The sequence below is a fragment of the Streptomyces sp. Sge12 genome (assembly GCF_002080455.1).
GTDB lineage: Bacteria > Actinomycetota > Actinomycetes > Streptomycetales > Streptomycetaceae > Streptomyces.
In genome coordinates, this window is sequence record NZ_CP020555.1 from 2,890,437 (window position 1) to 2,914,979 (window position 24,543).

Annotated in this window: 23 protein-coding genes and 2 tRNA genes; 10 read left to right on the top strand and 15 right to left on the bottom strand. The window is 71.7% G+C overall.

The window, feature by feature from the left end; genetic code table 11:
* Window positions 1–21 precede the first annotated feature (21 nt).
* The 3 genes from aroA (at window position 22) to B6R96_RS12495 (ending at window position 2,841) form a co-directional block, all read left to right on the top strand.
* Window positions 22–1,395, top strand: a complete 1,374-nt coding sequence (gene aroA / locus B6R96_RS12485) for a 3-phosphoshikimate 1-carboxyvinyltransferase (protein WP_030385950.1) — start codon at window positions 22–24, stop codon at window positions 1,393–1,395.
* Between the two features lie 8 nt (window positions 1,396–1,403).
* Window positions 1,404–2,414 (top strand): ribosome small subunit-dependent GTPase A, encoded by a 1,011-nt coding sequence (rsgA, locus tag B6R96_RS12490; RefSeq protein WP_053703074.1) that lies wholly within the window; start codon window positions 1,404–1,406, stop codon window positions 2,412–2,414.
* A gap of 103 nt (window positions 2,415–2,517) precedes the next feature.
* Complete coding sequence (locus B6R96_RS12495) at window positions 2,518–2,841, top strand: DMT family transporter (RefSeq protein WP_030011402.1); 324 nt, start codon at window positions 2,518–2,520, stop codon at window positions 2,839–2,841.
* Here the strand turns inward: B6R96_RS12495 and B6R96_RS12500 are convergent.
* The gene (locus B6R96_RS12500; RefSeq protein ID WP_053703073.1) at window positions 2,807–3,349 is read right to left on the bottom strand and encodes a TetR/AcrR family transcriptional regulator; all 543 of its coding nucleotides are present in this window, start codon (window positions 3,347–3,349) and stop codon (window positions 2,807–2,809) included. The genes B6R96_RS12495 and B6R96_RS12500 overlap by 35 nt on opposite strands.
* 125 nt (window positions 3,350–3,474) lie before the next feature.
* On the opposite strand from B6R96_RS12500, the gene hisN reads away from it, so the two are divergent.
* The gene (gene hisN / locus B6R96_RS12505) at window positions 3,475–4,278 is read left to right on the top strand and encodes a histidinol-phosphatase (RefSeq protein ID WP_030385947.1); all 804 of its coding nucleotides are present in this window, start codon (window positions 3,475–3,477) and stop codon (window positions 4,276–4,278) included.
* Between the two features lie 182 nt (window positions 4,279–4,460).
* Complete coding sequence (locus tag B6R96_RS12510) at window positions 4,461–4,853, top strand: CBS domain-containing protein (RefSeq protein WP_030385946.1); 393 nt, start codon at window positions 4,461–4,463, stop codon at window positions 4,851–4,853.
* A gap of 70 nt (window positions 4,854–4,923) precedes the next feature.
* Here the strand turns inward: B6R96_RS12510 and B6R96_RS12515 are convergent, their stop codons facing one another.
* Window positions 4,924–6,393 carry a catalase gene (locus tag B6R96_RS12515; RefSeq protein WP_030385945.1) on the bottom strand — a complete coding sequence of 490 codons (1,470 nt, stop codon included), beginning with the start codon at window positions 6,391–6,393 and terminating at the stop codon, window positions 4,924–4,926.
* A 130-nt stretch (window positions 6,394–6,523) separates the two neighbouring features.
* Here B6R96_RS12515 and B6R96_RS12520 point away from each other — a divergent pair, with 130 nt between their 5' ends.
* Window positions 6,524–6,940 carry a Fur family transcriptional regulator gene (locus B6R96_RS12520; RefSeq protein ID WP_030385944.1) on the top strand — a complete coding sequence of 139 codons (417 nt, stop codon included), beginning with the start codon at window positions 6,524–6,526 and terminating at the stop codon, window positions 6,938–6,940.
* A 129-nt stretch (window positions 6,941–7,069) separates the two neighbouring features.
* Here the strand turns inward: B6R96_RS12520 and B6R96_RS12525 are convergent.
* Window positions 7,070–7,143: transfer RNA gene (locus B6R96_RS12525), tRNA-Met, on the bottom strand.
* A 47-nt stretch (window positions 7,144–7,190) separates the two neighbouring features.
* Window positions 7,191–7,853: a TetR/AcrR family transcriptional regulator gene (locus tag B6R96_RS12530; RefSeq protein WP_081525079.1), complete on the bottom strand. Its 663-nt coding sequence runs from the start codon at window positions 7,851–7,853 to the stop codon at window positions 7,191–7,193.
* 107 nt (window positions 7,854–7,960) lie between these two features.
* Between B6R96_RS12530 and B6R96_RS12535 the strand changes: the two genes are divergently transcribed.
* Window positions 7,961–9,037, top strand: coding sequence for an FAD-dependent oxidoreductase (locus tag B6R96_RS12535; RefSeq protein ID WP_081522499.1), 1,077 nt, complete (start codon window positions 7,961–7,963; stop codon window positions 9,035–9,037).
* Window positions 9,038–9,058: 21 nt separating this feature from the next.
* On the opposite strand, the gene B6R96_RS12540 is transcribed toward B6R96_RS12535, so the two are convergent.
* The 3 genes from B6R96_RS12540 to B6R96_RS12550 form a co-directional block, all read right to left on the bottom strand.
* The gene (locus B6R96_RS12540) at window positions 9,059–10,915 is read right to left on the bottom strand and encodes a tetratricopeptide repeat protein (RefSeq protein WP_063782717.1); all 1,857 of its coding nucleotides are present in this window, start codon (window positions 10,913–10,915) and stop codon (window positions 9,059–9,061) included.
* A 192-nt stretch (window positions 10,916–11,107) separates the two neighbouring features.
* Window positions 11,108–11,181, bottom strand: a tRNA-Met gene (locus tag B6R96_RS12545).
* A 49-nt stretch (window positions 11,182–11,230) separates the two neighbouring features.
* Window positions 11,231–14,110 carry a UPF0182 family membrane protein gene (locus B6R96_RS12550; protein WP_053167857.1) on the bottom strand — a complete coding sequence of 960 codons (2,880 nt, stop codon included), beginning with the start codon at window positions 14,108–14,110 and terminating at the stop codon, window positions 11,231–11,233.
* 130 nt (window positions 14,111–14,240) lie between these two features.
* On the opposite strand from B6R96_RS12550, the gene B6R96_RS12555 reads away from it, so the two are divergent.
* The gene (locus tag B6R96_RS12555; RefSeq protein ID WP_030385939.1) at window positions 14,241–14,810 is read left to right on the top strand and encodes a PPA1309 family protein; all 570 of its coding nucleotides are present in this window, start codon (window positions 14,241–14,243) and stop codon (window positions 14,808–14,810) included.
* A 55-nt stretch (window positions 14,811–14,865) separates the two neighbouring features.
* On the opposite strand, the gene B6R96_RS12560 is transcribed toward B6R96_RS12555, so the two are convergent.
* The 4 genes from B6R96_RS12560 to B6R96_RS12575 all read right to left on the bottom strand — a co-directional run bounded on the left by B6R96_RS12560 (window position 14,866) and on the right by B6R96_RS12575 (window position 18,216).
* Window positions 14,866–15,951: a YlbL family protein gene (locus B6R96_RS12560; RefSeq protein ID WP_030385938.1), complete on the bottom strand. Its 1,086-nt coding sequence runs from the start codon at window positions 15,949–15,951 to the stop codon at window positions 14,866–14,868.
* A gap of 195 nt (window positions 15,952–16,146) precedes the next feature.
* The gene (locus B6R96_RS12565) at window positions 16,147–16,362 is read right to left on the bottom strand and encodes a hypothetical protein (protein WP_030385937.1); all 216 of its coding nucleotides are present in this window, start codon (window positions 16,360–16,362) and stop codon (window positions 16,147–16,149) included.
* Between the two features lie 145 nt (window positions 16,363–16,507).
* Window positions 16,508–16,969: a molybdenum cofactor biosynthesis protein MoaE gene (locus tag B6R96_RS12570; RefSeq protein WP_030385936.1), complete on the bottom strand. Its 462-nt coding sequence runs from the start codon at window positions 16,967–16,969 to the stop codon at window positions 16,508–16,510.
* Window positions 16,970–17,154: 185 nt separating this feature from the next.
* Entirely contained in the window at window positions 17,155–18,216 is a 1,062-nt protein-coding gene (locus B6R96_RS12575) for an SDR family oxidoreductase (RefSeq protein ID WP_051779201.1), read from the bottom strand.
* A gap of 297 nt (window positions 18,217–18,513) precedes the next feature.
* Between B6R96_RS12575 and B6R96_RS12580 the strand changes: the two genes are divergently transcribed.
* Together B6R96_RS12580 and B6R96_RS12585 are read left to right on the top strand one after the other, a co-directional pair.
* Window positions 18,514–19,920 (top strand): zinc-dependent metalloprotease, encoded by a 1,407-nt coding sequence (locus B6R96_RS12580; RefSeq protein ID WP_030385934.1) that lies wholly within the window; start codon window positions 18,514–18,516, stop codon window positions 19,918–19,920.
* A complete protein-coding gene (locus tag B6R96_RS12585; protein ID WP_081522500.1) occupies window positions 19,917–20,447 on the top strand; it encodes an NUDIX hydrolase in 531 nt (176 codons plus the stop codon). Before B6R96_RS12580 ends, B6R96_RS12585 begins: the two co-directional genes overlap by 4 nt.
* 93 nt (window positions 20,448–20,540) lie before the next feature.
* Here B6R96_RS12585 and B6R96_RS12590 read toward each other — a convergent pair whose 3' ends face one another.
* The 4 genes from B6R96_RS12590 to B6R96_RS12605 form a co-directional block, all read right to left on the bottom strand.
* Window positions 20,541–21,296, bottom strand: a complete 756-nt coding sequence (locus B6R96_RS12590; protein WP_081522501.1) for an AIM24 family protein — start codon at window positions 21,294–21,296, stop codon at window positions 20,541–20,543.
* A gap of 17 nt (window positions 21,297–21,313) precedes the next feature.
* The gene (locus B6R96_RS12595) at window positions 21,314–21,994 is read right to left on the bottom strand and encodes an AIM24 family protein (RefSeq protein ID WP_030011152.1); all 681 of its coding nucleotides are present in this window, start codon (window positions 21,992–21,994) and stop codon (window positions 21,314–21,316) included.
* Between the two features lie 20 nt (window positions 21,995–22,014).
* The gene (locus B6R96_RS12600; RefSeq protein ID WP_081522502.1) at window positions 22,015–23,688 is read right to left on the bottom strand and encodes a TerD family protein; all 1,674 of its coding nucleotides are present in this window, start codon (window positions 23,686–23,688) and stop codon (window positions 22,015–22,017) included.
* A 139-nt stretch (window positions 23,689–23,827) separates the two neighbouring features.
* On the bottom strand, window positions 23,828–24,466 hold the full coding sequence (locus tag B6R96_RS12605; protein WP_384512326.1) for a M48 metallopeptidase family protein: 639 nt from the start codon (window positions 24,464–24,466) through the stop codon (window positions 23,828–23,830).
* Window positions 24,467–24,543: the final 77 nt, after the last annotated feature.

Consider the following 24,543-nt stretch of genomic DNA (forward strand, 5'->3'; position numbering starts at 1 on the left):
GAAGCCACTAAAGTGGGGGCCATGACCGAGACCCCCGCGCTCCCTGCCCTCTGGCCCGCTCCGCTCGCCGAGGGGACCGTCCACGCCACCGTCACGGTGCCGGGCTCCAAATCGGTCACCAACCGGGCCCTGGTGCTCGCCGCGCTCGCCTCCGAGCCCGGCTGGGTGCGCCGCCCCCTGCGCTCGCGCGACTCCCAGCTGATGTCCGACGCGCTGCGCGCGATGGGCGTCGGCATCGAGGAGACCGTCTCCTCCAGCTCCGCCGGCGACGGTGCGGGCGGCGAGGCCTGGCGGGTCATCCCGGCGGCCCTGCACGGCCCGACGACCGTGGACGTCGGCAACGCGGGCACGGTCATGCGCTTCCTTCCGCCCGTCGCCACCCTCGCCGACGGCGACATCCGCTTCGACGGCGACCCGCGCTCCTACGAGCGCCCGCTCGGCCAGGTCATCAGCGCCCTGCGCACCCTCGGCGCCCGCATCGACGACGACAACCGGGGCGCGCTGCCCATGACCGTCCTGGGCGGCGGGGCCCTGGAGGGCGGCACGGTCGAGATCGACGCCAGCAACTCCTCCCAGTTCGTCTCCGCGCTGCTGCTCTCCGCCCCGCGCTTCAACCAGGGCGTCGAGGTCCGGCACGTGGGCGGCAACCTGCCGTCGATGCCGCACATCCGGATGACCGTGGAGATGCTGCGCGCGGCGGGCGCCCAGGTCGACACCCCCGAGGCCGGCGGCGAGAAGAACGTGTGGCGGGTCACCCCCGGCGCCCTGCTGGGCCGCGACATGGTCGTCGAGCCGGACCTCTCCAACGCACAGCCCTTCCTGGCCGCGGCCCTGATCACCGGCGGCACGGTCACCGTCCCGGACTGGCCGCGCCGCACCACGCAGCCCGGTGACGCGCTGCGCCGGATCTTCACCGAGATGGGCGGCTCCTGCGAGCTGACCGACGCGGGCCTGGTCTTCACCGGCACCGGCAAGATCCACGGCATCGACGTGGACCTGAGCGAGGTCGGCGAACTCACCCCGGGCATCGCGGCGGTGGCGGCCCTGGCCGACTCCGAGTCGGTGCTGCGCGGTGTCGCGCACCTGCGGCTGCACGAGACGGACCGGCTGGCCGCGCTGACCAAGGAGATCAACGCGCTCGGCGGCGATGTCACCGAGACCGCCGACGGTCTGCACATCCGGCCGCGCCGGATGCACGGCGGGGTGTTCCACACGTACGACGACCACCGCATGGCCACCGCGGGCGCGGTGATCGGCCTGGCGGTGAAGGACGTGCAGATCGAGAACGTGGCGACGACCGCGAAGACCCTGCCGGACTTCCCGAGGATGTGGACGGACATGCTCGCCGGGGACGCCGGCGGGGCCGGGGCGCCCGGAGCGGGTGCGGGAGCGTAGGGCCCGTCATGCGCAGGTACGGCAAGCACACCGACGAGGACGACATCCGCCAGCGCCCGAACCCCAAGGGCAACCGGCCGCGGACCAGCATCCGGCCCAAGCACGAGGACGCGGCCGAGGGGTTCGTCCTCACCGTGGACCGGGGCCGGCTGACCTGCCTGGTCGAGGACCGCACGGTGCACGCCATGAAGGCCCGTGAGCTGGGCCGCAAGGCGGCGGTGGTCGGTGACCGGGTCTGGATCGTCGGTGACCTGTCCGGCAAGAAGGACACCCTCGCCCGCATCGTGCGGATCGAGGAGCGCAGGTCCGTCCTGCGGCGCACCGCCGACGACGACGACCCGTACGAGCGGGTGGTCGTCGCCAACGCCGACCAGCTGGCCATCGTCACGGCCCTGGCCGACCCGGAGCCGCGGCCCCGGATGATCGACCGCTGCCTGGTGGCGGCGTACGACGCGGGGCTGGAGCCGCTGCTGGTCCTCACCAAGTCGGACCTGACCTCCGCGGACAAGATCCTGGAGATCTACTCGACGCTCGGCGTGAACTACGTGGTGACCAATCGCGAGGAACTGGCCACGGGTGACGCGGCCGACCGGGTGCGCGAGCGGCTCGACGGCCGGATCACCGCCTTCGTCGGGCACTCGGGCGTCGGCAAGACCACCCTGGTGAACTCGCTCGTCGCCGAGGGCCGCCAGCGCGCCACCGGCCACGTCAACGCGGTGACCGGCCGCGGCCGGCACACCACCACCTCGGCGCTGGCGCTGCCGCTGCCGAGCGGTGACGGCTGGGTCATCGACACCCCGGGCGTGCGCTCGTTCGGTCTGCACCACGTGGACCCGTCCCGGGTGATCCTGGCCTTCCCGGACCTGGTGCCGGGGACCGAGGGCTGCCCGCGCGCGTGCAGCCACGACGAGCCGGACTGCGCGCTCGATGCGTGGGTGGAGGACGGCCACGCGGACCCGGCGCGGCTGTATTCGCTGCGGCGGCTGCTGGAGACGCGCGAACGCCGCGAGGGCGACTGACCGTCCGGGCGGGCCCCGGCCGCGTTTGTCGAGGGCCCTGTCTGGATAAATGCATAATCGCACCAAGTGACGCAATGTCACGTGACGCGGGGAGGCATTCGACATGGCGTGGCTGCTGGTCGTGGTCGCGGGACTCCTGGAGACCGGTTTCGCGGTCTGCCTCAAGCTCTCCCACGGTTTCACCCGGCTGTGGCCGACCGTCGCCTTCGCGTGCTTCGCGCTCGGCAGCTTCGGTCTGCTGACGCTGGCGCTCAAGAAGCTGGACGTAGGGCCGGCGTACGCGGTGTGGACGGGGATCGGCGCCGCCGGGACGGCGATCTACGGCATGGTCTTCCTCGGGGACCTGGTCTCCACCCTCAAACTCGTCTCGATCTCGCTGGTCATCCTCGGCGTCATCGGGCTGCAGCTGTCCGGCTCGGCACACTGAGCAGCCCGCGCAGCTCGCCCGGTCCCGGCTCCTCCCCCGGAGCGATCACGTAGGAGAGGGCCAGGCGCACGGCGAGCTCGCAGCGCTGCGGGTCCTCCCCCGGCGCCAGTGCGGCCGCCGCCCGGTCCCGGACGGCCCGGGCCAGTTCGCCCGGCCCCGGTGCCCGGCCGCCCGCCGCGGGCAGCCCCGGATCCCAGGCGCCGGTGAGCAGGGCCCGTACGAGGGGCTGCGCGCGGGCCGCTCGTACGGTCCACTCCGCGACGGCGGCGAGCCGTTCGGTGGCCCGGGCCGGGCCGGCCAGGGCCCGGTCCACCCCGTCGAGGTAGCGGTCGGCCTCGCGGCGGACCAGGGCGCGGCCCAGGCCCGCCTTGCCGCCGAACTCGTTGTAGAGGGTCTGCCGGGACACCCCGGCCGCGGCGGCCACGTCGACCATGCGCACGTCCGGCCAGGGGCGCGCCGAGAGCGCCGCTCCCGCCGCCTCCAGCAAGGACTCCCGGGCTGCCGGCATCCACGCCTCCCCGTTCGGCTCTCTCGGGCCAGAGTTGACGGGTCGCCAGATCCTGTCAAGGGCGCATCCGGGCCGCACTGTGGACTGCGTTGGTCGGGGTCCGGGAGTCTCGATACTGTTCGGGCATGCCCGAGTATGACGATGACCTGCGCCTTGCCCTCGATCTCGCCGACGCGGCGGACGCCGTCACGATGGAGCGGTTCCGCGCCCTCGACCTCCAGGTCGAGACGAAGCCGGACATGACCCCGGTGAGCGAGGCCGACAAGGCCGCCGAGGAGATCATCAGGGCGGGCATCGGGGCCGCCCGGCCCGACGACGCCATCCTGGGCGAGGAGTACGGGCTCAAGGGCAGCGGTCCGCGCCGCTGGGTCGTGGACCCGATCGACGGTACGAAGAACTACGTGCGCGGGGTGCCCGTCTGGGCGACGCTGATCTCCCTGATGGCCGAGGGCGAGGACGGCGAGTTCCGCCCGGTGGTCGGCGTGGTGTCCGCGCCGGCGCTGGGCCGCCGCTGGTGGGCGACCAGGGGCGGGGGCGCGTACGCCGGGGGCGCGCTCGGCGCGACCACGGCCATCGGCGTGTCCAAGGTCGCCGGACTGGCAGACGCCTCGTTCGCGTACTCCTCGCTGAGCGGCTGGGAGGAGCAGGGCCGGCTCCCCGGGTTCCTGGACCTGACGCGCGCGTGCTGGCGCACCCGCGGCTACGGCGACTTCTGGCCGTACATGATGGTCGCCGAGGGCTCGCTGGACCTGTGCGCGGAGCCGGAGCTCAACCTGTGGGACATGGCGGCCATCGCGGTCGTCGTCCAGGAGGCGGGCGGCCGCTTCACCAGCCTGGACGGGGTGGAGGGGGTGCACGGCGGGAACGCCGCGGCCTCGAACGGACTGCTCCACGAGGAGATGCTGGGCCTGTTGCGCCCGCGCGCCTGAGAGCGCCGCGCGCCGCTCACGCTCCGCCCCGCGCCTTCTTGTCGGCCCTGCGGGTCCGTGGGAATCTGATACTCCCCCCCGCTTGTGCGCTTGTGAAGCAATTCACTGGAGGCTGCTGCTCCAGGGCTACGCGGCGCACCCACCCAGGCGGGGGGGATTCACCCCAGGAGGTGGCTCTCTTCATGCTCGTCCGTGACGCAATGAGCACCGTGATCCTCACCCTCGGACCCGCACACACCCTCCGGCAGGCGGCCTGCCTGATGTCCGGCCGGCGCGTCGGCGCGGCCGTCGTCCTCGACCCCGACCACAGCGGAATCGGCATTCTGACCGAGCGCGACATCCTCAACTCCATCGGCGCGGGCCACGATCCGGACCGGGAGTCCGTGGGCGCGCACACCACCAACAACGTCGTGTTCTGCACCCCGGAGGCCACGGTGCAGGAAGCCGCCGAGGCGATGGCCCACGGCGGTTTCCGGCACCTGATCGTGCTGGAGCACGGCGGACCGGTCGGCATCGTGTCCGTCCGGGACGTCATCCGCTGCTGGGTGCCGGCGCGGCGTACGGTCCCCGCGTGAAACGACGCCGGGCCGCAGCCCTCCGAGGAGGGCTGCGGCCCGGCGTCCTGCTACGGCAAGCGATCCGGGATCAGCCGCGGAGGGCCTGGACCGCGGCTTCGAGCCGCTTGCCGAAGTCACCGTCCGCCTGGCGGAAGTTGTTGATCGCGCGCTCGACGATGTCGTCGCGGGAGACCTTGGCGATGAAGCCGGACAGGTTCTCGATCAGGCGGGCCTTCTCGTCCTCCGAGTACAGGCGGTAGAGGTTGCCCGCCTGGACGAAGTCGTTGTCCTCGCGGTGGACGGCGGCCGGGTGGTTGCCCGTGCCGCCGGTGAGCGGGACGGACTGCCACAGCGGGCGGTCCGTCTGGTGCGGGCCGCCGAAGGAGTTCGGCTCGTAGTTCTTGGCACCCTTGTGGCGGCCGTCGTACAGGTGGCCGTCGCGGGAGTTGGTGCGCGCCTCGGTGGCGTGCGGGCGGTTCACCGGCAGGTGGTCGGCGTTGATGCCGACGCGGTAGCGGTGGGCGTCGCCGTAGCCGAAGAGGCGGCCCTGGAGCATCTTGTCCGGGGAGGGACCGATGCCGGGGACGAAGTGCGCCGGGCTGAAGATGCTCTGCTCGACCTCGGCGAAGACGTTCTCCGGGTTGCGGTTGAGCTCCAGCTTGCCGATCTCGATCGGCGGGTAGTCCTCGTGCGGCCACACCTTGGTGAGGTCGAACGGGTTGAAGCGGTACTCGGCCGCCTCGGCCGCGGGCATGATCTGGACCTGCACGGTCCAGGTCGGGAAGTCGCCGCGCTCGATGGCCTCGCGCAGGTCGCGCTGGTGCGAGTCGGGGTCCTCACCGGCGAGGGCGTTGGCCTCGGCCTGGGTGAGGTTCTTGATGCCCTGGTCGGTCTTGAAGTGGTACTTGACCCAGAAGACCTCGCCGGCCTCGTTGTTCCACTGGAACGTGTGCGAGCCGTAGCCGTTCATGTGGCGGTAGGACGCCGGGATGCCGCGGTCACCGAACAGCCAGGTCACCTGGTGGGTCGACTCGGGCGACAGACCCCAGAAGTCCCAGACGTTGTCCGCCTCCTGCGAGCCCGTGTACGGGTCGCGCTTCTGGGTGTGGATGAAGTCGGGGAACTTGATGGCGTCCTTGATGAAGAACACCGGGGTGTTGTTGCCGACGAGGTCGTAGTTGCCCTCTTCGGTGTAGAACTTCAGCGCCCAGCCGCGGGGGTCGCGGACCGCGTCGGCGCTGCCGAGGTTGCCCGCGACGGTGGAGAAGCGCAGGAAGGTCTCGGTCTCCTTGCCGACCTCGGACAGGAACGCGGCACGGGTCCACTGCGAGACGTCGCGGGTCAGCGTGAAGGTGCCGTAGGCACCGGCGCCGCGGGCGTGCACCACGCGCTCCGGGATGCGCTCGCGGTTGAAGTGCGCGAGCTTCTCCAGCAGCAGCTGGTCCTGGACCAGGACGGGGCCGCCGATGCCGGCGGTCTCGCTGTTCTGGTTGTCGGCGACCGGCGCTCCGGCCTCCGTGGTGAGCGGTCCCTGCGTCACGTGCGCCTCCTGCGTCATCCCTGCATGTCCTGTCCTTGGCGTTTGCCGTACTCGATCCTACGATGGACTTTGTCTAAGTCAAGTAAGGATCCAAGTCCGCACTGATTCGGGAGTTACACCGAATCCCCTCACTGTTAGGCTGATGTCTATGAGTGACCTGCTGGATCGACTTCGCGGACGCGGCTGGCGCATGACGGCGCAGCGGCGCGTCGTGGCCGAGGTGCTCGACGGTGACCACGTGCACCTGACGGCGGACGAGGTGCACGCCCTCGCGGTGGCCAAACTGCCCGAGATCTCGCGCGCGACCGTCTACAACACCCTGGGCGAGCTCGTCACCCTCGGCGAGGTCCTGGAGGTCTCCACGGACCGCCGCGCCAAGCGGTACGACCCGAACGCCCATCGGCCCCACCAGCACCTGGTCTGCGCCCAGTGCGGCGCGATCCGGGACGTGCACCCGGCGGGCAACCCGCTGGCCGACCTGCCCGACGCGGAGCGCTTCGGCTTCACGGTGTCGGCGGTCGAGGTGACGTACCGCGGCGTCTGCCCGAACTGCGCCGGCGCCTGAGCACTTCGGCGAGGAAGGCCCGGACCCCCTGGGGGCCGGGCCTTCCTGCGTTCGACTTCTGTTCGCGCTCTTGGCAGCCGGAAACGACTCAGGGCCCGGATCCATTGGATCCGGGCCCTGAGTCTTCAGTAGCGGGGACAGGATTTGAACCTGCGACCTCTGGGTTATGAGCCCAGCGAGCTACCGAGCTGCTCCACCCCGCGTCGGTAAACCCAACGTTACGTGAGGGCCCCCGGCAGATGCAAATCGGTTAACCGGCCAGGCCCCGGTGCAGCAGAGCGGTCAGCGTCTCCACCACCTCGTCGTCGTCCAGTCGGGCCCCGCCGGTCATGGCGGCGTACCCCAGCATCGAGATCATGGCCCCCATTGCCGCGGCGACCAGCTCCGGGTCCCCGGGCAACTCACGGCCCTGTTCGCGCATGTACGCGAGGTGCTCGCGCAGCGGCGCCGTGTCCGCGAGGAGCCGCCCCCAGGCCCGCCCCGAGCCGGGCGGCTCGGCCATGGACTTCTGGAAGAGGGCGACCACGACGGGCAGATGATCCCGGAAGACGCCCCACGTGGCCGCTACATGGGTGCGCAGCTGCGCACGGTCGGCGAGGTCGTGCTCACGGGGGTGGGCGTGGGGGTGGCCGGGGGCCCGATCACCGGCCTCGAGGGCCTGATCACCGACCTCGGGGACCTGGTCACCGACCCCGACCGCCGCGTCGACCTGGGCCCCCATGTCCGCGAGCAGTGCGTCCAGCAGCTCGTCCTTGCCGGCGAAGTGCTCGTAGAACGAGCCGGTGGACCGGCCGGCGGCCTTCGTGATGTCGGTGATCTTCGTCTGCGCGTAGCCGCGCTCCAGGAAGAGCGCCCGCGCCGCCTCCTTGAGCGCCGCCTCCGTACCGGCCGCCCGCTCCTTGCGCACTCCCACCGCGATCCCCGCTCCCACTTGACGCCGTCTTTCCGGCCTCATCATACTGAACCGAGTTTCACTGAATCAAGATTCAGTGAATGAACATTCGGCGAAAGGGGTCGGGCATGCGTGTGTCAGTCATCGGGGGCGGAGTGGCCGGAGCGGCGAGCGCGATCGCGTTGCGGCGCGCGACCGGCGCGGAGGTCACGGTCCACGAGGCGTACGAGGACCCGGCCGGCCAGGTGGGCTCCTTCCTCAGCCTCGCCGTCAACGGACTGCGGGGGCTCGACGCGCTGGGCTGCCTCCCGGCGGTTCAGGCCGCGGGCTTCCCGGTCGCCCTCCAGCGGATGTGGTCCGCCTCGGGCAAGCTCCTCGGCGAGGTGCCGCGCGGCCGGCGGGCCTCGGACAGCCTGCACAGCACGACCCTGCTGCGCGGGCGGCTGGTGGAAGCACTGCGCGCCGAAGCGGTACGCGCCGGCGCCCGGATCGAGACGGGGCGGCGGGTGGACCCGGCGGACCTGGACGCGGACCTGGTGGTGGCGGCCGACGGCATCTGGTCCGCCACCCGTACCGCGCTGGACCCGGCGGCGCCGCAGGTGCGGTACGCGGGCCTCTACAGCGTGTCGGGAGTCTCCGAGGGCGTGCGGCTCACTCCTGGCACCTACCACTTCGTCTTCGGGCGCCGCGGCGCCTTCCTGTGCGTCCCGGCGGCGGACGGCACGGTCTGGTGGTCGGCCCAGGTGCCCGCGCCGCAGCCCCCGGACCCGGCGGACGTCACCCGGGACCTGCTGGCGGAGCTGTACGGCAAGGAGGAGCTGCCGCTCTCCCTGATCCGGGCGGCGACGCGCGTCGACCGCCCGATGCCGATGCACCGGCTGGCGGACGTGCCCGTCTGGCACGACGGGCGCACCGTGCTGATCGGCGACGCGGCCCATCCGGTGGGAGCCGGTCAGGGCGCGTCGATGGCGATCGAGGACGCGGTGGCCCTGGGGCGCTGCATGGACGGGGCACCGGATGTGGCGGGCGCCCTGGCCGAGTACACCCGTGTGCGCCGCCCCCGGGTGACCCGGATGACCCGGACCGCGGCGACGAACCGCGACTCGAAGACCCCGGGCACGGTGCAGCGCCGCGTCAACGATCTGCTGATGCCGATCGCCTTCCGGCACGTCTACGCCCGCTCCACCGCCTGGCTCTACCGCTGAGAGCCGCGCCGGGGCGCCGACCTAGGCCGAGAGTTCCTCGGCCAGGGCCTCGCGGAGCCGGGCCGCGCGTTCCGAGACCTCGGCCGGGCCCAGCTCCATGGCGCGCACGCACCACTTCTGGCCCTCCGCGAGGTCGCCGTGGCGGGCCGCCAGCAGGCCCAGGCGCAGCGCGGCGCGGCCGTGCCCGGCCACCGCCGCGCGGGTCCACCACAGGGCGGCCTCCGGCTCGCTGCCCTCGCGGGCCAGCAGCAGCCCCAGGTTGAAGGCACCATTGCGGGAGCCGGCCTCGGCCGCCTCCCGGTACCAGCGTGCGGCGACGGCCAGATCACCGCGGGCGGCGGCGAGCATGCCGACCCGCACCTGGGCCCGGCGGTGCCCCAGCTCGGCGGCCCGCTCGTACCACTCCTCGCTCTCGGTGCGCGGGGCGCCGCCCACGGGCTCGCCCAGCGCGACCGGCTCCGGCGGCGGGGCCAGCGACTCCAGCAGCGCGGCCAGGCGGAACGCCGCCTCCGCGCTGCCGCCGCCCGCCGCGCAGCGCAGGTGGCGCTCGGCCGCCCGGTCCTCGCCGTCGCGGACCAGGGCGATGCCGACCTGGAGCGCCGCGTCGGTGTGCCCGGCCGAGGCGGCCCGCTCGTACCACTTCAGCGCGGTCCGGTCCTCGTCGCGGCTGGCGAACAGGATCCCGAGGTTGAACGCGGCATCGACGCTGCCCGCCTCGGCCGCCTTCGAGAACCACGGCTCCGCGCCCGCCGCGTCCCCGCCCTGGAGCAGCAGGATCGCCAGCGCGTTGGCCGCCTCGCGGTGCCCGGCGTAGGCCGCGCGCCGGTACCACTGCTCGGCCTGCGCGGTCCGGTCCTGTGCGACGCACAGCAGTGCAAGGTTGTACGCCCCGTTTTGGTCGCCCGCGTCCATGGCGGTCCGGTACCAGCGCTCCGCGGTCTGGGTCTCGCCGCGTGCGGCGTGCAGCGCGCCCAGCGCGTTGGCGGCGTTGCCGTCGCCGTCCTGCGCCGCCCGGTGCCACCACACGGCCGCGCTCTCCTCGTCGCCCGCGTCGCGCAGCAGGAAGCCCAGCGCGCACGCCGCCCGGGCCTCGCCCTGCTTGGCGGAGGTCAGGTACCAGCGCCCGGCCTCCTTGAGCTCGCCGCGCGCCTCCAGCAGCGCGCCCAGGTGCAGCGCGGCACGCCGGTGCCCGCGCGCGGCGGCCTGCCGGTACCACTGCTCGGCCTCGGCGGGGTCGCCCTTGCGCAGGTGCCTCGCCAGCCGGTACGCGGCTTCGCGGTGCCCCTGCTCGGCGGCGGCGCGGAACCAGCGCTCGACGCCCTTGTCCCCGCGGTGCTCCAGCAGGTCGGCCAGCCCGTACGCGCCCAGCGCGTGGCCGGATTCGGCCGCCTGCCGCATCCAGTACTCGGCGGCGGGCTCGTCCCCGCGCTCGCGGAAGTAGCGGCCCAGGGCGTGCGCGGCGGGGGCGGAGCCGGCGACGGCGGCGACCCGCCACCAGCCGGCGGCCTCCTCGGGGTAGCCGCGCTGGTGCAGCAGGACGCCCAGGTTGTTGGCGGCGGCGCGGTCGCCCTCGCCGGTGGCGCCGCGCAGGTAGGGCTCGGCGCCGTCGAGGTCGCCGCGGCGCAGCAGCAGGGCGCCGAGCACGCTCATGGCGCCGGGGTCGCCCTTGTCGGCGGCCACCCGGTGCCGTGCTTCGAGCTCGGCGTCACTCGCCGCGTCGGTCTCGGCGAACATCTCCTCCGCGAAATCCGCATCGGTCAGTACGGTCTGCTTGTCGACGGCCGGAGCCGCTCCTTCGGCCTCTGCGTCCGTCCCGGACTCCGCCCTCACAAACCGCCCTGTCTCCAGCAGAGTTGACCTCTCCCCCATAAATCCCATCGTCGCATCACCTGCTACCCGCGTACACCTGGTATGTCGCAGCCCGTGAGGTCACTACAGCGTTTTGTCGACATGCCCACAGTGGGGTAAGTCAAACACGCTCGACCGACAACTCACCCTCCCCGGCTACCGCGTGTTGGCCCCGGGCATGACGAAGGCCCGGATCCCATGGATCCGGGCCTTCATCTTCAGTAGCGGGGACAGGATTTGAACCTGCGACCTCTGGGTTATGAGCCCAGCGAGCTACCGAGCTGCTCCACCCCGCGTCGGTGAAACCACAGTATCACGACACGGGGTGGAGCCATTACCCATTGATCACTGGCCCGACGGCGCGGGGGTCGTGAGCTTCGCCTCGGCGTCGATCGCCCGCTTCAGCGCCGCCTTGATCTCCTCCTGGGCCTTGCCGAAGGCCGCCCAGTCACCGGCCTGGCGGGCCTTCTCGGCGTCCTCGACGGCCTTCTGCGCGTCGCCGAGCGCCGCCTTGACCGTCGGGTCCGTGATGGTCGGCGGCGTGACCGTGCCGTCGCCCGGAGGCTGGACCGGCGGCACCGGAACCGTCGGCGCCTCGGCCCCGAAGACCACGTTCAGCGCCTTCTCCAGGGTGTCCTCGAAGGCGGTCTGGTTGCCGTAGGTCACGAGCACCTTGCGCAGCAGCGGGTACTTGAGGCCCGAGCTGCGCACGTAGACCGGCTCGACGTAGAGCATCCCGCCGTCGAGCGGCACCGCGAGCAGGTTGCCGTACTCGATCTCCGAGTCACCACCGCGCAGCAGGCGGATGGACTCGGCGATCTTCGGTTCCGACTGGAACTTGCTCTGCACCTGGCCGGGGCCGTCCGGCGGCTTGCTCGTCGGCATCTTGAGAATGCGGATCTTGCCGTAGTCCGGGGTGCCCGGATCGGCGTTGACCGCCATGAAGGCACTCAGGTTGGGCCGCTCGTTCGGCGTGAACGTCGTGGTGAGCGAGAAGACCTGGTCCTTCTCCTTCTGGCCCGGCATCTTCATCGACAGGTAGTACGGCGGAACGGCCGTACCGGCCTTGGTCGTCGGGTCGTCCGGGACCGCCCACGCCTCACTGCCGCTGAGGAAGGTCTGCGGGTCGGTGACGTGGTAGCGGGTCAGCAGCTCGCGCTGGACCTTGAAGAGGTCCTGCGGGTACCGCAGGTGGTCCATGAGCGGCTTGGAGATGTCGGCCTTGGGCTTCACCGTGCCGGGGAACGCCTTCATCCAGGTCTTCAGGACCGGGTCCTGGGTGTCCCACTGGTACAGGTCGACCGAGCCGTCGTACGCGTCGACGGTCGCCTTCACCGAGTTGCGGATGTAGTTGACCTGGTTCTCCTGGGCGACCACCGCACGCTGGCTGTTGGTCAGCGAGTCCGCGGTGCTCTGGCCCAGGGTGGTGCGCGAGGCGTACGGGTAGCCGTTGGTGGTCGTGTAGGCGTCGACGATCCACTTGATCCGGCCGTCGATCACGGCCGGGTAGGGCGCGCCGTCGATGGTCAGCCACGGGGCGACCGCTTCGACGCGCTCCTTCGGCGTGCGGTTGTAGAGGATCCGCGAGCCGTCACCGATGGCGCCCGAGTAGAGGATCTGCGGCTCGTTGAAGGTGAGCGCGTAGGCGGCCCGGTTGACCGGGTTGTCGAGGTTGACGCCGGAGTCGCCCTTGTAGCTCGTCTCCTTCTCGCCCTTGTCGTCCGAGTAGTCGAGCTCCTTCTGCGGACCGCCGACGATCGAGTACTGCTTCGTCTGCTCGCCGTAGTAGATGCGCTGCTCGAAGTCCGTGCCGAACATGCCCTTGGAGGGCAGGTCGGACTGCGTGAAGTCGGGAGCGCCGTCCTTCACGGTGGTGCCCTTGGCCGCGACCACGCCGTAGCCGTGCGTGTACTTGAAGTGGTCGTTGATCCAGTTGTTCTTCGGGATGCCGCCGATGTTCAGCTCGCGCAGCCCGATGACCGTGTCCTGGCCGCTGTACCGGTCCACGGCGAGCGTGGACGGGAAGGCGTAGTAGCCCTTGACCTGCTGGAGCTGCTGGAAGGCCGGCGAGACGATGTTCGGGTCGAGGATGCGGATGCTGGCCGTGGTGTCGGCCTGCGGCCGCAGCTTGCCCCGGTCCTCCGTCTGCGGGACGCCCGGATAGTCCGTGACGTCGGAGCCCGCGATGTCGTAGGCGTCGCGCGTGGCCTTGATGTTCTTCTGGACGTACGGGGATTCCTTGGCCTGCTCGTTCGGCTGGACCTGGAACTTCTGCACGATCGCCGGGTAGAGCCCGCCGATCAGGATCGCCGAGAGCACCATCAGGCCGAAGCCGATGACCGGCAGCTGCCAGGTGCGGCGCCACAGCGTCGCGAAGAACAGCACGGCGCAGATCGCGGCGATGGCGACGAGGATCGTCTTCGCCGGCAGGTAGGCGTTCGCGTCGACGTAGCGCAGGCCCGTCCAGTTGTCGGCGGCCTTGAAGTCGCTGGACTTCACGGCGAGCCCGTAGCGGTCGAGCCAGTAGGCGACCGCCTTCAGCGTGACGAAGAGGCCGAGGAGCACCGACAGGTGCCCGGTCGCGGCGGCGGTGGCCCGGGCGCCCGGGCTGGTCACGCGCAGTCCGCCGTACAGGTAGTGCACGACGGCCGCGGCGATCACCGACAGCACGACGGCCGCGAAGCCGAAGCCCAGCAGGAAGCGGTACCAGGGCAGGTCGAAGGTGTAGAAGGACACGTCCATGTGGAACTGCGGGTCCTTCGTACCGAAGGCCACCCCGTTCACGTACATGAGCCAGGTCTTCCACTGGCCGGCCGCCGAGGCGCCGGCGATCAGGCCGACCAGCACGGCGATGCCCAGGAGCAGCCACTTCTTGTACGGGGCGATGCTCATCCGGTAGCGGTCGAGGCTCTGCTGTTCCATCGACATCGCGCTGAGCGGCGGCCGCAGCCTGTGGGCCAGCCAGATGTTGAACCCGACCGCACCCGCCATCAGCAGACCGAACACGGCGAAGAGGCCGATCTTGGTCCACAGCGTGGTGGTGAAGACGGTCGAGTACTTCACGGAGCGGAACCAGAGCCAGTCAGTCCAGAAGCCCGCGAACATGATGAAGAGCATGGCCAGGACGGCCAGCACGCCCAAGGTCATGAGGAGAGTTCGAGCCCGCCGGGAGGGGCGGCCGACTCTCATCCGTGGCCCGGAAGGGCCTCCGCCGCGGTCCGGCATCTGGAAAGCCAAGGTGCGCACCTCGAAAGTCGCTGAGTCTGGTAATGAACGGGCCCCCGATCGTAGAGCCCACTCATGCAACTTACTGAGGCTTTGGTCAGTTCCCGGTATCCGGTGGAAAGGAGGCAGGATGTTGCCCATGTCCAACCTTTCGCCTTCCCCCGGCACCCCCATGGCGGCCAGCCCGCTGACCCGTGCCTGCCTCGAGATCGACGAGTACGCGGCCGGCCTCGGCTGGGACAAGCCCGCACGGCTCTTCGCGCTCGTCGACACCGCCCGGCTCAAGAAGCAGGAGCCGCGGCTCGCGAGCCAGCTCGGTCTCGACCAGGACGACGCCGGAAAGTCCTCGCTGACCCCGATCGAGCAGGACGAGGTCCCGAAGGGGACCCCGCTCGACAAGTTCCTCGGCACCATCGCCTGGCCCGACGCGGTCGTCGGCTGCGCGCTGACGGTGGAGCGGCTGATGCTGCCGCCGTCCGCGGAGGCGTCCGTACCGGAGGGCCTGAACGACAAGCAGCTGTCGAAGTGGGTGGCGGGTCACCCGGAGCGGCAGGAGGTCCGCCTGACCGTGGCCGTGCTGCGCGACGGCTCGCGCGAGTCGGCCGTACGGCTGCGTGAGAAGGACTCCTCGACGGAGGTCCTCACCGGTGCGGGGCTGGTGCCCGGCCTGGCGGAGGCCCTGGCGGCGACCTTCTCGTAGGGCGTGCCGGGCCCGGCCGCTGCACGTGACCGGGCGATCGGGAGGGGCGGAGCGGTCAGGGCTTGCACTGCGGCAGCCCGGCCGTGTCCCCCTTGCTGATCTTCTGCAGCGCCTTCGTGGCGTCGTCGATGGTGGCGACCTTGACCAGGGTCAGCCCGTCGGGCACGTTCGAGGCGGCCGAGGCGCAGTTCTCGGCGGGCGTCAGGAAGTACTCGGCTCCGGCCTGGCGGGCACCGATGGTCTTCATCTGGATACCGCCGATGGGGCCGACCTTGCCCGCGTCGTCGATCGTGCCGGTGCCCGCGACGAACTTCCCGCCGGTCAGGTCCTCCGGGGTGAGCTTGTCGACGATGCCGAGGGCGAACATCAGCCCGGCGCTCGGGCCGCCGACGTCGGCGAGCTTGATGTCGATCGTGAACGGGAAGGTGTGGTCGGTGCCCGCCCGGATACCGACGACGGCGTGACCGTCGCCCTCCGCCTTGCCGGCGGTGATCGTCACCTTCGAGGTGGCGGGGTCGTTGTTGCCGGCCTTCGCGGCCTCGGCCGCCTCCTTGGCGGGCACGATGGTGAACTCCACCGGCTCGCCCGGCTTGTGCTTGGTGACGAGCTTGGCCACGTCCTCGGGGGCGGTGACGGCGGCGCCGTCCACGGCCTTGATCACGTCACCGGCGTGCAGCCGGCCCTCGGAGGGGCTGTCCTTGACCACGGTGGAGACGATCACCCGGGCGGTGACCGGGATGCCGAGCTGCTTGAGGGCGGCCACCTTGGCGCTCTGCTGCGACTGGCTGAACTCCTCGGCGTTCTCCTGGGTGGATTCCGCGTCCGTCTTGCCGTTCGGGTAGAGGTTCTCGTGCGGGACGACGATGTTGTCGCCGGCCAGCCAGCCGTACACCGCTTCCACCAGGCTCATGTCGTAGTCCGCGCCGGTGACGCGGACGGTCGTCATGTTGAGGTGCCCGCTGGTCGGGTACGTCTTGCGCCCCGAGATGTTCAGGACGGGCGCGCCGTGCGAGTCCCCGAGGGTGTTCACGGTCGGGCCGGGGCTCATCTCGGAGTACGGGACCTTGATGAACACCCCTGCGCAGAGCAGCGCGAACAGCACCAGGGTGGAAGCGAGCATCGTCGCGGTGCGGCGTGGCATGGATCCGACAGTACGGGACGGCCCTGGCGGGCGGCCCTCGGGGCCGGTCCGTACGGGGTCCGTACGCGAAACTCTCAGCGGAATCTCACCGGGGGCGGCGCGGTCGGCAGCGGTCCGCAGCGGGACGGACGCGGAGCGTCGGCCGGGCGTCGGCGCGGGGCGCGGGACGGGGCGCCGGACGGGTGTCGCACGGAGTCAGACGGCATCGGAGGCGGAGTGGGCGGGGTGCGCGGAATGGGCGTCCGCCTTGGCCCGCGGCTGATCGGCATTGGCCATGGCCTCGCGGAATCGCGCGTAGCCCGCGAGCTCGGATATGTCGCCCTGGGTGCGGTCGCGTGCCGCCCAGCTGCCCCATATCGCCGCTCCGATCGCGGCGAACAGCGGAATCAGCAACCACGCCAAAGATGCCATGGGCCTGCCTCCCTACCCCGAAGTACGTTTCGTTGGTGGCTTCAACGCTCGTGCCCGTGGGGGGGTTACGCAAATCGAGGGCGTGTTGCGCGGCCGAACGGGTGCGAGGGTACCGCCTTACGGGTGGCGCTCCCCGCCCGGGGGTTCAGCAGGCGCCGACCCACTCCTCGCTGCCGTCGCTGAAGGTCTGGTGCTTCCAGATCGGGACCTCGTGCTTGAGGTCGTCGATCAGCATCCGGGCGGCCTCGAAGGCCTCGCCGCGATGCGGGCAGGACACCGCGACGACCACGGCCAGGTCGCCCACGGCCAGGTCGCCGATGCGGTGCACGGCCGCCAGGGCACGGACCGGGTACTTGGCCACGACGCGCTCGGCCACGCGGCGCATCTCGGCCTCGGCCGTCGGGTGGCAGGAGTAGCCGAGCGAGTCGACGTCCGCCCCGCTGTCGTGGTTGCGCACCGTGCCGACGAAGAGCGTCGTACCGCCCGAGGCGTCGTCGCCGACGGCCTGGAAGACCTCGTCGATCGAGAGGGGGGTCTCGCGGATCTGGAGCAGCCGGATCGGGTCCGAGGCGGCCTGCTCACCGGGGTGGTCGAAGTGCGGTGCCATGCCTTCATCGTGCCCTAGGCGCTGACGCGGCGAAATAGCAGATTCGCCCGGGGCGGGCCGGCCGCCTTGGGAGCCTTCTACAGGACGGGCCGGACCGCGGGCCCGCGGTCCGCCTCGCGGAGGGCGGGCCCGCGCCGGTCCGCCGGCCGGGTCCGGGCCGGCCGGGCCGGGCCGGGCCGGGCCGGTCAGATGCCGCGCCGCTTGCGCGCCAGGCGCACCGCCGCGGCCGCGCCAAGCAGCGCCACCGTCGCACCCGCCGCACCGGCGGCCGTGGCGGCGTCCCTGCGGCCCAGCCGGCGGCCCGCGACCGTGTGGCGGCCCGAGACCTCTTGGAGGAGCTCGGCGAGCACCTCCTCGTTGGTCCAGCGCGGCCGCCAGCCCGCCGCGTGCAGCCCGCTGACGCTGACCACCCAGGGGTGCATCGTGTACGCGAGGTCCCCGGCGGGGGACGGGGTCAGGCCGATCCGGTGCAGCCGGGCCGCGGCGCCCAGCGCGACCGCCGAGGGCAGCTCCATGCGGCGGATGCCGCTCAGCTCCTCGACCTCCTCCTGTTCCAGCCAGCCCTCGCAGCCCACCGCCAGCTCGCCCTCGACCTTCTCCAGGGCCGCGTACTCCAGGGCGCTGACCAGGTCGTCCACGTGGCAGAACTGCCAGGTCGGGCGGGATCCCGCCACCACGAGCAGCCGCGGGGACTCGAAGTACCGGGTGAGGGCGGTGTCGGTGCCGCCGACCAGGACGGCCGGGCGGATCACGGTGACGTTCAGTCCCGGGTGCGCGCGCGGGGCACGGCGGCCCAGGCGCTCGATCTCCAGCAGGTCGCCGACGCCGGTCGCCTCGGCGGTGGCCCGCAGCTCGGAGTCCTCGGACAGCGGGATGTCGTTGTCGGGCAGGGCCCCGTAGACCATCGCCGAGGTGCACAGCACGACGCGGTGCACGCCGGCCGCGGCGGCCGCCGTCAGGACGGTCTGGGTGCCGCGCACGTTGTACGCCGTGCGGGCCGCCGGGTCCGTCTCCAGGTCGAGGTCGAGGGCGAGGTGGACCACGACGTCCGCCCCGCGCAGCTTCTCGGCGATCGCGGGGTCCCGTACGTCGAGGATGTGCCACTGCGCGGCGGCACAGTCCCCCCGCCGCTCGTCGATGGCGACGACCTGCTTGACCTCGTCGGAGGCGGCCAGGCGGCTCACGAGGGCCGCGCCGACTCCGGACGCGGCGCCGGTCACGGCGATCACGGGGCTGCGCCGGCGGATGTCCCCCGGGTTTCGCGGCTGGCGAACGCCGGGGGCGCCGTCACCGTGCTCGGAGCTGTTTTCGTCGTCGGGCGTCGCGCGAAACTGCGGATCTGGGGAACTCACCGGGCGTCTCCAGCGGTTGTCTTCAGTAGGGACGCGCCGTGACGCGTACCCACCAGGTGATGTCCATCCTGCCGCAGCCCAGGAGTCGGCGGAGCACCGAGCCCGGATGCGGCCGCGGTGTCTACGCTGGGTGGTGTTGTCGGACCATTGCCCGTCGGCTCCCGCCGACGGCCCTACGAGCCGAGGAAACCCGTGAGCGACACCCCATTCGGATTCGGCCTTCCGCCGGAGGAGCCGGAAAACGGCGACGAAGGCAAGAAGAAGGGCAACCAGGGCGGTCAGGGCGGCCCGGCGAATCCCTTCGGGTTCCCCGGCATGGGCCTGCCGGGCGGCGCGGGCGCTCCCGGAGCGGACAACCCGTTCGCCGCGATGTTCGGTGGTATGAACCCGAACGACCTGGGCGCCGCGTTCCAGCAGCTCGGCCAGATGCTGAGCTACGAGGGCGGTCCCGTGAACTGGGACATGGCCAAGGACATCGCCCGCCAGACCGTCTCGCAGGGCACCGCGGACGGCGTGAAGGACACGAGCGTCGGCATCGCCGAGAAGTCCGCCGTCGAGGAGGCCGTGCGCCTGGCCGACCACTGGCTGGACGGGGTCACCTCGCTGCCCTCGGGCGCCACCACCGCCGTGGCCTGGAGCCGCGCCGAGTGGGTCGAGGCGACCCTGCCGGTGTGGAAGGAGCTCGTGGACCCGGTGGCGGAGCGGGTCGGCGCGGCTATGGGCGGCGTCCTGCCCGAGGAGATGCAGGCCATGGCGGGCCCGCTGCTCGGCATGATGCGCTCCATGGGCGGCGCCATGTTCGGCCAGCAGATCGGCCAGGCCGTCGGCACCCTCGCGGGCGAGGTCGTCGGCTCCACGGACATCGGCCTCCCGCTGGGCCCGGCCGGCAAGGCCGCACTGCTGCCGCTGAACATCGAGAGCTTCGGCAAGGACCTGGGCGTCCCCTCGGACGAGGTGCGGCTGTACCTGGCGCTGCGCGAGGCGGCCCACGCCCGGCTCTTCGCCCACGTGCCGTGGCTGCGCTCGCACCTGTTCGGCGCGGTCGAGGGCTACGCCCGCGGCATCAAGGTCGACACCTCGAAGCTGGAGGACGTCGTCGGCCAGCTGGACCCGTCGAACCCGGAGCAGCTGCAGGAGGCGCTCCAGGGCGGCATGTTCCAGCCGCAGGACACCCCTGAGCAGAAGGCCGCCCTGGCTCGCCTGGAGACGGCGCTCGCGCTGGTCGAGGGCTGGGTCGACGCGGTGGTGCACGAGGCCGCCAAGCCCCGGCTGACCTCGGCGGACGCGATGCGCGAGACCATGCGGCGGCGGCGCGCCTCGGGCGGCCCGGCCGAGCAGACCTTCGCGACGCTGATCGGCCTGGAGCTGCGCCCGCGCCGGCTGCGGGACGCCTCGCGGCTGTGGGCCTCGCTCACCGACGCGCGGGGCGTGGACGGCCGCGACGGCCTGTGGGAGCACCCGGACATGCTGCCGACGGCCTCCGACCTGGACGACCCGGACGGCTTCGTGCACCGTGAGCAGCTGGACTTCTCCGAGATCGACAAGATGCTCGGCGAGGCCGCCGAGAAGCGCGAGCAGGACGGCGACGAGAAGAAGTGAGCCTGCACGAAGACGCGGTCCTCGTCCTGAAGGCGTACGAGGACCAGCCGGAACTGCGCGATCTCTACCTGGAGCACCTGGCGGCCCACCCGAACGGGGTCTACAAGCCCTGCGGGGCCGGGCACGTCACGGGCAGTGCGCTGGTCATCGACCCGGCGCGCGGCCGCGTACTGCTGACCCTGCACAAGAAGCTCGGCATGTGGCTCCAGATGGGCGGGCACTGCGAGCCCGGTGACCGCACCCTCGCCGAGGTGGCGCTGCGCGAGGCCCGCGAGGAGTCGGGCATCGCGTCCGGGCTGACCCTGCTGGACGGCGGGCCGGTGCGCCTGGACCGGCATGCGATTCCGGCTCCGTGCCACTGGCACCTGGACGTGCAGTACGCGGCGCTGGCCCCGGCCGGCGCGGTGGCGGAGATCAGCGAGGAGTCCCTTGACCTGCGCTGGTTCCCGTACGAGGAGGTGGCGGCGGTGGCCGACACGTCCGTCGTACGGCTGCTGGAGGCGACCTTGGCCCGGCTGGACGGCTGAGCGGGCGTACGGCCGAGCCCGCCGGAGCGGGCGTGAACGCGGCGTAGGGGCGGTCCCGGCGGGACCGCCCCTACGCCGCGTTCGGGAACGGTGTCAGTTCCAGGCGTTGTTCTGGTTCTGCGCGTGCGAGCCGTGCTGGCCCATGCCGAACTGCGCGGCGACGCCCTGGCCGAGCTGGGCGTTCTGCGGCGGCAGCACCTCACTGGGCTGCACCAGCGCGACGCCGGTGCCGAGGAAGCTCAGCTCCCAGCCCTCGCCGGTGTTGCCGCGCCGCCGCCACACGCCGCTGGAGTGCGTCTGGGCCTGCATCTGCACCCGCAGCGAGGTGGACCAGGCGACGATCGCGTCCGCGTCGACGTTGACGTACTTGTCGGGCGTGACGTGCATCATCAGCGGCTGACCGGAGGTCATCAGCGCGACCTTGCCGCGGCCGGAGATGTTGAGCTGGTACTTGCCCGAGCCGGAGATCCCGTACTGGCTGTCCACCGCGATGACCTCGGTGTGCAGGGTGGAGTCCAGGGCCAGCACGTAGCTGCTGTCGACCGTGAGGCCGTCCTGGTCCACGTCCACGACGTGCACGTACTGGGCCAGGTTGGCCAGGTAGACCGTGCCCTGGCCGGAGCAGCGCATGAGGTCCAGGCCCTCGCCGGTACGGCGGCGGGCGCCCCGCTGGCTGCTGCTCTGGTACTCGCCGTCGAAGTCGATGATCCCCTGGTAGGCGACCATCGCGCCCTTGCGGGCGAGTACGTCGTCGGAGCCGGTCAGCGAGACCCGCAGCAGCTGAGGGTTCTGGATGGCGTACCGGTCCTGGGACTGCGCCTCGGTGTGGGCGAAAAGTGCGCTCTGCATGATGTGTCCGCTCCCCCTCAGCCCCGGGCCCGGAGCCGGTCGGTGCTGTCCTCGCTGGGCTGTACGACGACGATGCCCTGGCCGGAGAAGGCCATCTGGTAGGCCTCCCCGCTGCCCCGGCCGATCATCGACGAGGCCTTGAAGCTGCGCTTGCCCTTGACCTTGAGATTCGGCGACCAGGCGACGAGCGCGTCGGGGTCGACGTACGTCTCGTCCTCGCCGCGGCCGCAGTCGACCACGATCGGGGTGCCGCGGGAGGTCAGGGCGACCCACCCGGTGCCCGCGATCTGCACGTTGAACAGGCCCTGGCCGGCGAACTTGGCGAGGCCCTTGACCCGCTCGACGCCCCACTGGAGGTGGGCGTCGAAGGCGAGCAGGTTGGTGCCGTTGACCGAGAGGGAGTCGTTGTTCAGGTTGATCACGACCACGTCGGCGCCGTAGTCGGCGAGGTAGAGCAGGCCGTCGCCGGTGCACTTCATCAGCGGGGCGCCTTCGCCGGTGATCCACTGCGAGGCCATCTGGCGGACGGCCGGCGGGTTGGGCTCGTACTGGACGAAGCCCTCGTAGGCGACCATCGAGCCGGTGCGGGCGAAGAGGTCCTGGCCGCTCTGCATGGCGACCTTGAGCATGGCCCGGCCGTGGTTCTCCATGCGGGCCGTGACGGGGGTCGGGGCGAAGCCCGCGAGTTGCTGGTTCATTGCGTTCATGTCGGGCTCCCTCAGACCTCGTACGGCTGGACGACGATGAAGTTGCCGGGAGCGCCGCGGAACTGGAGGTTCACGGTCTCCCCGCTGTGGCCGGGGTAGGCGTTGCGCCGCAGCCGGACCTGACTGGAGATGATCACCTGCGAGGCGGAGGACCACGCGACGATGGCGTTGCTGTCCGCGAAGGTGGTCGGGGTGACGGGCAGGACCACCGGGACGCCGTGCGTCTTGACGATCACCGTGCCGGTGCCCTGGAACTGCATGGTGAACAGGGCGCCGCCGGGGATGCCGTGGCCCTCGATGCGGCGGACCTCGTGCTGGAGCGACTCGTCGAAGGCGAGGACGGCTTCGGCGGAGACGCAGATCCCGTCGCCCTGGAGCTCGATGGCGTGCAGGTGGGCGCCGTTCTCCGCGAGGAAGACCTGGCCGCGGCCGGTGCAGCGCATGAGCTGCATCTCCTGGCCGGTGGCGTTGCCGACGATGCGGCCGGCGAAGCCCGCGCCCTTGTAGCTGAAGTCGACCTTGCCCTGGTAGAGGACCATGCTGCCCTGGCGGGCGAGGACGGCCTGGCCGCCCATCGCGAGGTCGACGCGCATGAGCTGCTGGTTCTGCGGGGTCCAGCGGGTGCCGGTGGGCGCTTCCTTGTACGGCTGGAGTGCGGCGGCGAGACCGGCGCCGGCGGCGGGGACGCCCTGCGGGGCGTACCCGGGCTGCTGGCCCGGGGGCTGGCCGGGGACCTGGCCGTAGCCCGGCTGCTGCCCGTAGGGGGCGGGGGCCGCGGCGGGCGGCGGGACCTGGCCGGGGTACTGACCGGGGACCTGGCCCGGTACCTGTCCGGGGACCTGGCCGTACGAGGGCTGCTGCGGCGGCGCCGGCTGGCCGTACGGGGCGGGGGCCGGCGGGGCGAGCGGCGCGGCCATGGTGGGCGCGGCGTGCACCGGGGCGGGGGCGGGAGCCGGTGCCGCGGACTGCTGGTACTGCGGCTGCGGCGCGGCGCCGGGCGCCGGCACGGGCGCGCCGAAGGACGGCGCGGGGGCCGGGGCCTGGGGGGCCTGCGGCGCCGGGGCGGGAGCGCCGAAGGACGGGGCCGGGGCGGCCGCCTGCGGCGGCGGGGCGAATCCGGGCGAGGCGGCGGCCGGGGCCTGCTGCTGCGGCGCCTCCTCGGCGACCTCGCCGCCGAAGTTTCGCAGGAGCGCGTCGAGTCCGCCGTCGAAGCCCTGGCCGACGGCGGCGAAGCGCCACACGTCCTTCAGGTAGAAGTCGCCGAGCATCACGGCCCGCTCGGTGGTGAACTCCGCACCGGTGAACGCGTACCGGACGACCTCTTCGCCGCCGGCCACGATCCGGATGTAGCCCGGGCCGATCTGCGACATCTGTCCGGCGCCGTCGATGGTGGCGGTGAAGGACAGTTTGTGGATGGATGCCGGAATGCGGTCCAGCGTCACCCGGAAGGATTCGGTGTCGCCCGCCTGTGCACCGAGTTGCTGAATGGACTCTTCCGGCGACTTCGGCTGATTGAAGAAGACGAAGTAACGGTCGTCCGACAGCTGCTCATTGGCGTCGAGGCCGAAACAGCTGATGTCGAAGGCGAGTCCGGACCCGGCGATCTGGACACCTACGTACAGATCGGTGCCCGCCGTGAGATCACTGATCTTGGCCTTGTGGCCGCGTTGGAATTCCCTGGCCATACGTACGACCGTCCCCCATCCCGACTGTGAATGCGTGCCGCTCAGGCTAACGGCAACTGCCGACATCCGGCCAAGCCGGTACCGACCCGGTACAAAACACTCTGCGTGACGTGACGGACCGGCGCCGCCGGCCGCGGGCTCACTCCTCGCGGGCGGCCGGAACCTTCGGCAGCCGCTCGGCGGCGACCACGCCCTCCAGGTAGCCGCGGGCCCGCTCGGTGCGCGGATAGGCCTCCAGCAGTTCCCAGAAGCGGGGCCCGTGGCCGGGTACGAGGAGGTGGGCCAGCTCGTGCAGGAGCACGTAGTCGACGACGTACTCGGGCATCCCCTGGAGCCGGTGGGAGAGCCGGATGCTGCCTTCGGCGGGGGTGCAGGAGCCCCAGCGGGTGTTCTGGTTGGTGACCCAGCGGACCGTACGGGGGCGGGCGCGGCCGTCGAAGTACTGCTCGGACAGCTGTGCGGCGCGCTCGGTGAGTTCCGCGTCCCCGAAGGTGCGTCTGCTCTCCTGCGCCGCCAGCTTGTCGAGCATGACGCCCACCCAGCGCTGCTCCTCCGCCTCGGACATCCGGGCAGGGATGAGGACGACCGTACGGTCACCCTCGCGATAGGCGGATACGGTCCTGCGGCGGCGCGCGCTCCGGCGGACTTCGACGGCGCGCTGCGGGGGGTCGGCGGACACGCCACGACGGTACCCGGTCGTGATGGCGGAAGTCCCGCCCGTCCGGGGTTCGAACACGGGGGATTCGCGGCCGATTTCCGGAACGCCATTTCCCTTCATCTCATATGCCTAATACCTCGCACCTGTGGACAAATTCCTGCATGGATTCCGGCGGGCGGGCACTGTTGCGGAAGAAC